Annotated in this window: 10 protein-coding genes; 9 read left to right on the top strand and 1 reads right to left on the bottom strand. The window is 69.4% G+C overall.

Annotation, left to right across the window (positions count from 1 at the left end):
* The coding region (locus DLJ58_RS15850) for a COX15/CtaA family protein (RefSeq protein WP_167493707.1) at positions 1-932 on the bottom strand (932 nt) is incomplete at its 3' end.
* A 98-nt stretch (positions 933-1,030) separates the two neighbouring features.
* Between DLJ58_RS15850 and DLJ58_RS15845 the strand changes: the two genes are divergently transcribed.
* The 9 genes from DLJ58_RS15845 (at position 1,031) to DLJ58_RS15805 (ending at position 8,729) form a co-directional block, all read left to right on the top strand.
* Entirely contained in the window at positions 1,031-1,831 is an 801-nt protein-coding gene (locus DLJ58_RS15845; RefSeq protein WP_425271315.1) for a helix-turn-helix transcriptional regulator, read from the top strand.
* On the top strand, positions 1,828-3,258 hold the full coding sequence (gene sufB, locus DLJ58_RS15840; protein WP_074312771.1) for a Fe-S cluster assembly protein SufB: 1,431 nt from the start codon (positions 1,828-1,830) through the stop codon (positions 3,256-3,258). The genes DLJ58_RS15845 and sufB overlap by 4 nt, the downstream gene beginning before the upstream one ends.
* A 57-nt stretch (positions 3,259-3,315) precedes the next feature.
* A complete protein-coding gene (gene sufD, locus DLJ58_RS15835; protein ID WP_124857170.1) occupies positions 3,316-4,461 on the top strand; it encodes a Fe-S cluster assembly protein SufD in 1,146 nt (381 codons plus the stop codon).
* Complete coding sequence (locus DLJ58_RS15830) at positions 4,461-4,787, top strand: non-heme iron oxygenase ferredoxin subunit (RefSeq protein ID WP_091403693.1); 327 nt, start codon at positions 4,461-4,463, stop codon at positions 4,785-4,787. Before sufD ends, DLJ58_RS15830 begins: the two co-directional genes overlap by 1 nt.
* Entirely contained in the window at positions 4,787-5,560 is a 774-nt protein-coding gene (gene sufC / locus DLJ58_RS15825; protein WP_007462702.1) for a Fe-S cluster assembly ATPase SufC, read from the top strand. Before DLJ58_RS15830 ends, sufC begins: the two co-directional genes overlap by 1 nt.
* A gap of 20 nt (positions 5,561-5,580) precedes the next feature.
* Positions 5,581-6,885: a cysteine desulfurase gene (locus DLJ58_RS15820; protein ID WP_124857168.1), complete on the top strand. Its 1,305-nt coding sequence runs from the start codon at positions 5,581-5,583 to the stop codon at positions 6,883-6,885.
* Complete coding sequence (gene sufU, locus DLJ58_RS15815) at positions 6,885-7,358, top strand: Fe-S cluster assembly sulfur transfer protein SufU (RefSeq protein WP_091403700.1); 474 nt, start codon at positions 6,885-6,887, stop codon at positions 7,356-7,358. Before DLJ58_RS15820 ends, sufU begins: the two co-directional genes overlap by 1 nt.
* Positions 7,359-7,505: 147 nt before the next feature.
* The gene (locus DLJ58_RS15810) at positions 7,506-7,952 is read left to right on the top strand and encodes a metal-sulfur cluster assembly factor (RefSeq protein WP_124821554.1); all 447 of its coding nucleotides are present in this window, start codon (positions 7,506-7,508) and stop codon (positions 7,950-7,952) included.
* A gap of 186 nt (positions 7,953-8,138) precedes the next feature.
* Positions 8,139-8,729, top strand: coding sequence for a TIGR03086 family metal-binding protein (locus tag DLJ58_RS15805; protein WP_244218959.1), 591 nt, complete (start codon positions 8,139-8,141; stop codon positions 8,727-8,729).
* Positions 8,730-8,851 lie beyond the last annotated feature (122 nt).

Below are 8,851 nucleotides of genomic sequence, written 5' to 3'. Positions count from 1 at the left end.
GACTGGGGGGCCTGGGGGGTCGACGTGACCGCGCGGCGTTCCCGGGTGGACCACTGCACCGACAGGGCGGCCAGCAGCACCAGGCAGGAGCCGAGCATGTGCGCGCCGACCAGGATCGCCGGCAGGTGGGTGAAGTACTGCACGAAGCCGATCAGGCCCTGACCCAGCTCCACGGCGACCAGGATGATCGCGGCACGGGTGGCTCGCTGCGCACCGACGGCGCGGAACGCGAAGATCAGCGCTACCGACAGCCCGATCAGCAGGAAGACCCCGTCGGCGTGCACCTGCGAGATCGTCTCCGGGTCGAGCCCGTTGCGGGCGGCGCCGTGGTCGCCGGCGTGCGGGCCGCTGCCGGTGACCCAGGTGCCGACGACCAGCACGGCTACGGTGACGCCGGTGGTGACCCGGGCCAGCGCGCGCAGCGGTGCGGGCACGACGGCCACGGTTGGGCCGTCGGGGTCGCCGATGCGTCGCCAGAGGGCGTACGCGGCGGCGATCACGGCCATCGAGGCGAGGAAGTGCAGCCCGACCACCCACGGGTTGAGGTTGGTCAGCACGGTGATGCCACCGAGCACCGCCTGGGCGGGAATGCCGAGGAAGACCCCCACGGCCAGCGCCAGGAGACCGGGTCGGCGCGGCCGGTGCGCCAGGACTGCGAGCAGGGTGGCCAGCGCGATGAGGGCCACCGCGAAGGTCAACATGCGGTTGCCGAACTCGATCACCCCGTACACGCCCATTTCCGGCGTGGTGACGTAGGAATCGTCGGTGCACCGGGGCCAGGTGGGGCAGCCGAGGCCCGAGGCGGTCAACCGGACGGCCCCGCCGGTGACGACGATGCCCACGTTCGCGATGATCGAGGCGAGCGCGAGGCGGCGCAGCAGGATGCCGGAGACCGGACGGACGATTCGGTTCACGGCGCAAATCCTACGCACCGTAGTGATCGAGGTTCGTCCGACTCCGTCGGCTCGGTGGTTGGGATCACCGGGGCCCGGGTTTGCGACCCTCCGGGTAATTACGTAACGTTGGCGTTGTGAAAAACGCGGCGGCGCTCTCCGGGCACCAACCGACGGCCGTACCGGCCCTCGGTGGGTCCGCCTCCGCGCCTGCCGTGACCATGTCGGCCGGCCTCGCCGGGCCGGCGGCGGCCGAGGTCTCCACCCGGGATCGGGTCACCCAGTTGCTGCTGGAGCAGGGTGCCACCACCGCTGCGCAGCTTGGCGCGGCGCTCGGGCTCAGCCCGGCGGCGATCCGCCGGCACCTCGACGCGATGCTTGCTGACGGTGACGTGTACGCCCGCGAGCAGCCTGTGCAGGGCAGTCGCGGTCGGGGGCGCCCGGCCAAGGTGTTCCTGTTGACCGAGGCCGCCCGGGTCCGCTGTGGCACACACCACTACGACAACATGGCCACCGCCGCGCTGCGCTGGATCGCCCGCAGCGGCGGCTCGGACGCGGTCGAGGCGTTCGCCACCGAGCAGGTGTCGGCTCTCGAGTCTCGTTGTCGGACGGCCATGGAGGACGCCGGCGACGACCCTCTCGCCCGAGCCGAGGCACTCGCCGCAGCGCTCACCGGCGAGGGTTACGCTGCCAATGCGACCACGATCGCCTCCGGCGGCCAGCTCTGTCAGCACCACTGCCCGGTGGCGCACGTGGCCGCCGAGTTCCCTCAGCTGTGCGAGGCCGAGACCGCGGTCATCTCCCGTCTGGTCGGCACCCACGTGCAGCGTCTGGCCACCATCGCGCACGGCGACGGGGTGTGCACCACGCACATCCCGACTCAGTCGGGCCGCGCTCAATCCGGTAATCCCGTAACCACTGTGAGGACAGATAGATGACCGAGCAGATCGTCCAGCCCCTGACCCAGGAAGAGCAGCTCGCCGCCCTGGGTCGGTACGAGTACGGCTGGTCCGACCCGGACGCCGCCGGGGCGGTCGCCCAGCGCGGCATCAACGAGGCGGTGGTGCGGGACATCTCGGCCAAGAAGAACGAGCCGGCGTGGATGCTCGACCTGCGGCTGAAGGGCCTGCGGCTGTTCGGCCGTAAGCCGATGCCGGCCTGGGGCGCGGACCTCACCGGGATCGACTTCGACAACATCAAGTACTTCGTGCGGTCCACCGAGAAGCAGGCCACCAGCTGGGAGGACCTGCCCGAGGACATCAAGAACACCTACGACCGGCTGGGCATCCCGGAGGCGGAGAAGCAGCGGCTGGTCGCGGGTGTCGCGGCGCAGTACGAGTCGGAGGTCGTCTACCACAAGATCCGCGAGGACCTTGAGGAGCAGGGCGTCCTCTTCCTGGACACCGACACGGCGCTGCGCGAGCACGAGGACGTCTTCAAGGAGTACTTCGGCACGGTGATCCCGGTCGGCGACAACAAGTTCGCCGCACTGAACACCTCGGTGTGGTCCGGTGGCTCGTTCATCTACGTGCCGAAGGGCGTGCACGTCGAGATCCCGCTGCAGGCCTACTTCCGGATCAACACGGAGAACATGGGCCAGTTCGAGCGGACGCTGATCATCGTCGACGAGGGTGCGTACGTGCACTACGTCGAGGGCTGCACCGCGCCGCTCTACTCCTCCGACTCGCTGCACAGCGCGGTCGTGGAGATCATCGTCAAGAAGAACGCGCGCTGCCGCTACACGACCATCCAGAACTGGTCGAACAACGTCTACAACCTGGTCACCAAGCGCGCCGTCTGCCACGAGGGCGCGACCATGGAGTGGGTCGACGGCAACATCGGCTCCAAGGTGACCATGAAGTACCCGGCGGTCTACATGACCGGCGAGCACGCCAAGGGCGAGGTGCTCTCGGTGGCGATGGCCGGCGAGGGTCAGCACCAGGACGCCGGCGCCAAGATGGTGCACGCCGCGCCGCACACCTCCTCGACCATCGTGTCGAAGTCGATCGCCCGTGGCGGCGGCCGCACCTCGTACCGGGGTCTGGTGCAGGTGCTGGAGGGTTCGCACCACAGCCGGAGCACTGTCAAGTGCGACGCGCTGCTGGTCGACACGATCTCCCGCTCGGACACCTACCCGTACGTCGACATCCGTGAGGACGACGTGTCGATGGGGCACGAGGCGACCGTCTCCAAGATCAGCGACGACCAGCTCTTCTACCTGATGAGCCGGGGCCTGAGCGAGGACGAGGCGATGGCCATGATCGTGCGCGGCTTCATCGAGCCGATCGCCAAGGAACTCCCGATGGAGTACGCCCTGGAGCTCAACCGTCTGATCGAGCTTCAGATGGAGGGCGCGGTCGGCTGACGCCGCCCGCCCTACCGAGCACCTGACACCGTCGTCGTAGAACAGACCAAGGAAGAAATGACTACCCAGGCTTCCGCGCCGCCGCCCAGCACCAAGTCGCAGGCGCTGCGCTCGTACGACGTCGCCGACTTCCCGGCCCTCACCGGCCTGGAGGAGGAGTGGCGCTTCACCCCGCTCAAGCGCCTCCGCGGCCTGACCAGCGAGGCACCGGCCGCGACCGGCGCGGTCCGACACGAGTACGGCGACCTGCCCGAGGGCGTCGCCATCACCCGGGTCGGCCGCGACGACGAGCGGGTCGGCAGCGTGCTGATCCCGGTCGACCGGGTCAGTGCGCTGGCCTACGGTGCCGCCGCGGACGCCCTGCTGTTGCGGGTGGCCTCCGACGTGGTGCTCGGTGAGGCGGTGCGGCTGCGGGTGGTCGGCGAGGGCGTCGAGCAGCCGGCGTTCGGTCACACCTTCGTCGAGGTGGGCCGGTTCGCCGAGGCGACAGTGGTGCTGGAGCACGTCGGGTCGGCCACTCTGGCCGACAACGTCGAGGTGGCCGTGGCCGACGGCGCGAAGCTGACGCTGGTCACGGTCGCCGACTGGGCCGACGACGCGGTCCAGGCCCAGCACCTGAAGATCAAGCTGGGCCGGGACGCCAAGGTCATCCACATCCAGGTGTCCCTGGGTGGCGACCTGGTCCGGCAGTTCACGAGCGTGGAATACACCGGGCGCGGTGGCGAGGCCGAGCTGTACGGCGTCTACTTCGCTGACTCCGGCCAGCACCTGGAGCACCGGCAGTTGGTCGACCACAATGTGCCGGACTGCCGCAGCTACGTGGGCTACCGGGGCGCGTTGCAGGGCGAGAGCGCGCACACCGTCTGGGTGGGCGACGTGCTGATCCAGGCCGAGGCGACCGGCACCGACACGTACGAGATCAACCGGAACCTGCTGCTCACCGACGGCGCGCGGGCGGACTCCGTACCCAATCTGGAGATCGAGACCGGCGAGATCGCCGGTGCCGGCCATGCCAGCGCGACCGGCCGCTTCGATGACGAGCAGTTGTTCTACCTGATGGCCCGGGGCATTCCGGAGAGCGAGGCCCGCCGGCTGGTGGTGCGTGGTTTCTTCGCCGAGCTGATCAACAAGATCCCGGTGGAGTCGCTGCGCGAGAGCCTCGGCGACGCGATCGAGGCCCGGCTGACCAAGGCGGGCGCTTGATGATCCGCATCTGCTCCACCGAGGACGTGCCGAAGGGCACCGCGATCAGCGCGGACGTCGACGGCACGCCGATCGCCCTGGTGCACGGCGAGGACGGCGGCTTCTACGCCGCGTACGACGAGTGCTCGCACGCCTCGGTCGCGCTCTCCGAGGGTGAGGTCGATGGCTGCACGCTCGAGTGCTGGCTGCACGGCTCGCGCTTCGACCTGCGCACCGGCGAGCCGACCGGCCTGCCCGCCACCGAACCCGTCCCCGTCTACCCCGTCGAAGTCCGCGACGGCGACATCTACCTCAGCCTGACGCCGAGTAATGGAGTGACCCGATAATGAGCACCCTGGAGATCCGCGACCTGAAGGTGTCGGTCAAGCTGCCCGAGGGTGAGCTCAAGCCGATCCTGGCCGGCGTCGACCTGACCGTGAAGTCGGGCGAGACCCACGCGATCATGGGCCCGAACGGCTCCGGCAAGTCCACCCTGGCGTACTCGATCGCCGGTCACCCCAAGTACGAGATCACCGGTGGCACGGTGACCCTCGACGGCGAGGACGTGCTGGCCATGACGGTCGACGAGCGCGCCCGCGCCGGCCTCTTCCTGGCCATGCAGTACCCGGTCGAGGTGCCCGGCGTCTCGGTGGCGAACTTCCTGCGGACCGCGAAGACCGCCATCGACGGCGAGGCGCCGAAGCTCCGTACCTGGGGCGGCGAGCTGCGCGGTGCGATGGAGCGCCTCCAGATGGACCCGGCGTTCGCCCAGCGCAACGTCAACGAGGGCTTCTCCGGTGGTGAGAAGAAGCGGCACGAGATCGTCCAGCTGGAGCTGCTCAAGCCGAAGATCGCGATCCTCGACGAGACCGACTCCGGTCTCGACGTGGACGCGTTGCGCGTGGTCAGCGAGGGCGTCAACCGGGTCCGCGACACCGGCGACACCGGCGTGCTGCTGATCACCCACTACACCCGGATCCTGCGCTACATCAAGCCGGACTTCGTGCACGTCTTCGTGGCCGGCCGGATCGTCGAGCAGGGCGGCCCGGAACTGGCCGACAAGCTCGAGGCCGAGGGCTACGAGCGGTACGCCGCCGGGGCCGGCACGGCCAAGGCCTGAGCGGGAGAGGCGCTGCCGAGATGACCAGCATCGCGATCCCCTCGGGGATGCCGCAGTACGACGACGTGCCGCGTTTCGACGTGGCCCGGGTGCGCGCCGACTTCCCGATCTTCGATCGGGAAATCAACGGGCACCCGCTGGTCTACCTCGACAGCGCCAACACCTCGCACAAGCCCCGCCAGGTGCTCGACGTGCTCGACGAGCACTACGCGCGGCACAACGCCAACGTGTCGCGCTCGGTGCACACCCTGGGCACCGAGGCCACCGAGGCGTACGAGGGGGCGCGGGCGAAGATTGCCGCGTTCATCAACGCGCCCAGCGTCGACGAGGTGGTGTTCACGAAGAACTCCACCGAGGCGATCAACATCGTGGCGTACGCCTTCTCTAACGCCTCGCTGCGTCCGGACGCCGACCCCCGTTTCCGGCTCGGTCCGGGCGACGAGGTGGTGATCTCCGAGATGGAGCACCACTCGAACATCGTCCCGTGGCAGCTGCTCTGCGAGCGGACCGGCGCAACCCTGCGCTGGTTCCCCGTCACCGACCAGGGGCGGCTGGACGAGTCGGGCCTGGAGGATCTGGTCACCGAACGGACGAAGATCGTCTCGCTGGTGCACATGTCCAACATCCTCGGCACTGTCAACGCCACCTCCCGGATCACCGCGCGGGTCCGCGAGGTGGGTGCGCTGCTGCTGCTGGACTGCTCGCAGTCGGTGCCGCACCTGCCCATCGACGTGGTCGACCTGGACGCCGACTACATCGTCTTCACCGGCCACAAGATGTGCGGTCCGACCGGCATCGGTGTGCTCTGGGGCCGGGGTGAGCTGCTGGCGGCCATGCCGCCGGTCTTCGGCGGCGGCTCGATGATCGAAACGGTCACCATGGCCGGCTCGACGTTCGCCGCGCCGCCGGCCCGCTTCGAGGCGGGCACCCCGCCGATCGCCGAGGCGGTCGCGCTCGGTGCGGCGGTCGACTACCTGACCGGCATCGGGATGCAGGCCATCCAGTGGCACGAGAAGGAGTTGACAGCGTACGCGCTGGACGCTCTCGGCTCGGTGCCGGACCTGCGGATCTTCGGTCCGACCGTGCCGGTGGGTCGGGGCGGCACCATCTCGTTCGCGCTCGGTGACGTGCACCCGCACGACGTGGGTCAGGTGCTCGACTCGCTCGGCGTGCAGGTGCGGGTGGGCCACCACTGTGCCAAGCCGGTGTGCAGCCGGTTCGGCGTTCCGGCCATGACCCGGGCCTCGTTCTACCTCTACACCACCACCGAGGAGATCGACGCTCTGGTGGCCGGTCTGGAGCAGGTGCGGAAGGTGTTCGACTGATGCAGCTCGACCAGCTCTACCAGGAGATCATCCTGGACCACTACAAGCGCCCGCACGGGCGTGGCCTGCGCGATGCCGACGACCCCGGCGACCAGGTCGCGGAGGCGCACCACGTCAACCCCACCTGCGGTGACGAGGTCACCGTACGGGTGGCCACCGACGGCACGGTGCTGCACGACATCTCGTACGACGGGATGGGCTGCTCGATCAGCCAGGCATCGGCCAGTGTGCTGCACGAGCTGCTGCGTGGTCGGGGCGCCGGGGAAGCATTCGAGGTGCACGAGGCGTTCGTGGAGTTGATGTCCGGACGTGGCCAGGTCACGCCGGACGAGGACGTGCTCGGTGACGGGGTTGCTTTCGCGGGTGTGGCCCGTTACCCCGCCCGGGTCAAGTGCGCGCTGCTGCCGTGGATGGCGTTCAAGGACGCCGCGGCACGCGCCGGTGTGGGTGTGAGCCCGGAGGTGAAGGCGTGAGCGAACGTCAGCGAGCGAATGACACCGTGGTGCCCTGTGGCATCACGCAGCGAAGCGGAGGGACGGCATGAGCGAGCGTCAGCGAGCGAATCAGTGGTTCAGCGCGTTGGTGCCTCATGGCGTCACGGAGCGAAGCGGAGGGATGGCATGAGCGAGAACACCGCTACTGAGGCGACGCCGGAGGCCGGTGACACCACAGTGGTGCCGCAGACCGACGCCGCGACGACCGATGGCACCGGTGACGCCGCCGCTCCCGCGGGCGGCGTCAGCAAGGCGATGATCGCCGACATCGAGGAGGCGATGAAGGACGTCGTCGACCCGGAGCTCGGCATCAACGTGGTCGACCTGGGCCTCGTGTACGGCGTCCACGTCGACGACGAGAACGTCGCCACCCTGGACATGACGCTCACCTCGGCGGCCTGCCCGCTGACCGACGTCATTGAGGACCAGACCCGGCAGGCGCTGACCACCGGCCCCGGCGGCGGCCTGGTCAACGACATCCGGATCAACTGGGTCTGGCTCCCGCCGTGGGGCCCGGACAAGATCACTGATGAGGGTCGGGACCAGCTCCGCTCCCTCGGCTTCAACGTCTGACCCGATCCCACTTCGTCGAGCGCGGTACCCGTCCGGGTACCGCGCTCGACGCGTTCCAGGCCCAGGCGAAAGTAGTGGAACGGATCGTTCCGGTCTGCTAAGCTGGGTTCATCGAGCGGAGCGGAATATTCCGGTCCGTAGGCGGGCCGGGAAAGCTTGCTGGAAGCCGGCAGAGAGGGCAGGACGATGAGCGAGATGGCAGCGGGGCAGTGGCGGACCGTGCTCGAAGCGGCGCACGAGGCGCTTCGGACGGCAGCCGAGAGGGTTCCTGCCGACGCCTGGGAGCGGCCCACGCCGTGCGACCGGTGGAACGTCACCCAGGTGCTTCAGCACGCGGCCGGCGACCAGCTCGCCTTTGCGTCGGCGATCGACGGCGGGCCAGGGCCGACGGAGGACCCGTTCGCGCCCTCCGGCCGGGTCGACGGCGACAAGCTCGCCGGCCTGCGCGCTGCCCTCGACGCGTCCGCCCGAGCCTGGAAGGGTGTCGCCGACGACGCCCCGGAGGTGCCCACTCCGCTGCCTCAGGGCAAGCTGCCGGCCGAGATCGGTGCCACAGCGTGCGCCCTGGACGCGGCAGTGCACGCCTGGGACATCGCGGTGGCCACCGGCCAGCCGTCCCCGCTCGGCGCCGAACTGGCCCGTCCCCTGCTGGTGGTGGCCCGGCAGATCGTCGAGCCGCTGCGAGCCTACGGCGCGTACGCTCCGGCGATCGACAGCGCTCCGGAGGCCGACGAGGTCGCCGCCCTGCTCTCCTACCTCGGTCGCGACCCCCGGTGACCGCCTGAAACCGGTCGGCCGACCCCCGAACAAGCCAAGATCGCGCTCGATCATTGATGTAGTGGCCTCGGTGCGCCACCGAGGCCACTACATCCTGGTTCGAGCACGATCTTGGCGTGGGG

Origin of the sequence: Micromonospora arida, assembly GCF_003857035.1 — a bacterium.
GTDB classification, from domain to species: domain Bacteria; phylum Actinomycetota; class Actinomycetes; order Mycobacteriales; family Micromonosporaceae; genus Micromonospora; species Micromonospora arida.
This window is presented reverse-complemented; position numbering and strand designations above follow the sequence as displayed.

What these genes read in the sequence shown, in the direction of transcription:
- DLJ58_RS15810 (WP_124821554.1), top strand. Translation starts at nt 7,506, where the DNA reads ATGAGCGAGAACACCGCTACTGAGGCGACGCCGGAGGCCGGTGACACC.
- sufU (WP_091403700.1), top strand. Translation starts at nt 6,885, where the DNA reads ATGCAGCTCGACCAGCTCTACCAGGAGATCATCCTGGACCACTACAAG.
- sufB (WP_074312771.1), top strand. Translation starts at nt 1,828, where the DNA reads ATGACCGAGCAGATCGTCCAGCCCCTGACCCAGGAAGAGCAGCTCGCC.
- DLJ58_RS15820 (WP_124857168.1), top strand. Translation starts at nt 5,581, where the DNA reads ATGACCAGCATCGCGATCCCCTCGGGGATGCCGCAGTACGACGACGTG.
- sufC (WP_007462702.1), top strand. Translation starts at nt 4,787, where the DNA reads ATGAGCACCCTGGAGATCCGCGACCTGAAGGTGTCGGTCAAGCTGCCC.
- DLJ58_RS15805 (WP_244218959.1), top strand. Translation starts at nt 8,139, where the DNA reads ATGAGCGAGATGGCAGCGGGGCAGTGGCGGACCGTGCTCGAAGCGGCG.
- DLJ58_RS15830 (WP_091403693.1), top strand. Translation starts at nt 4,461, where the DNA reads ATGATCCGCATCTGCTCCACCGAGGACGTGCCGAAGGGCACCGCGATC.
- sufD (WP_124857170.1), top strand. Translation starts at nt 3,316, where the DNA reads ATGACTACCCAGGCTTCCGCGCCGCCGCCCAGCACCAAGTCGCAGGCG.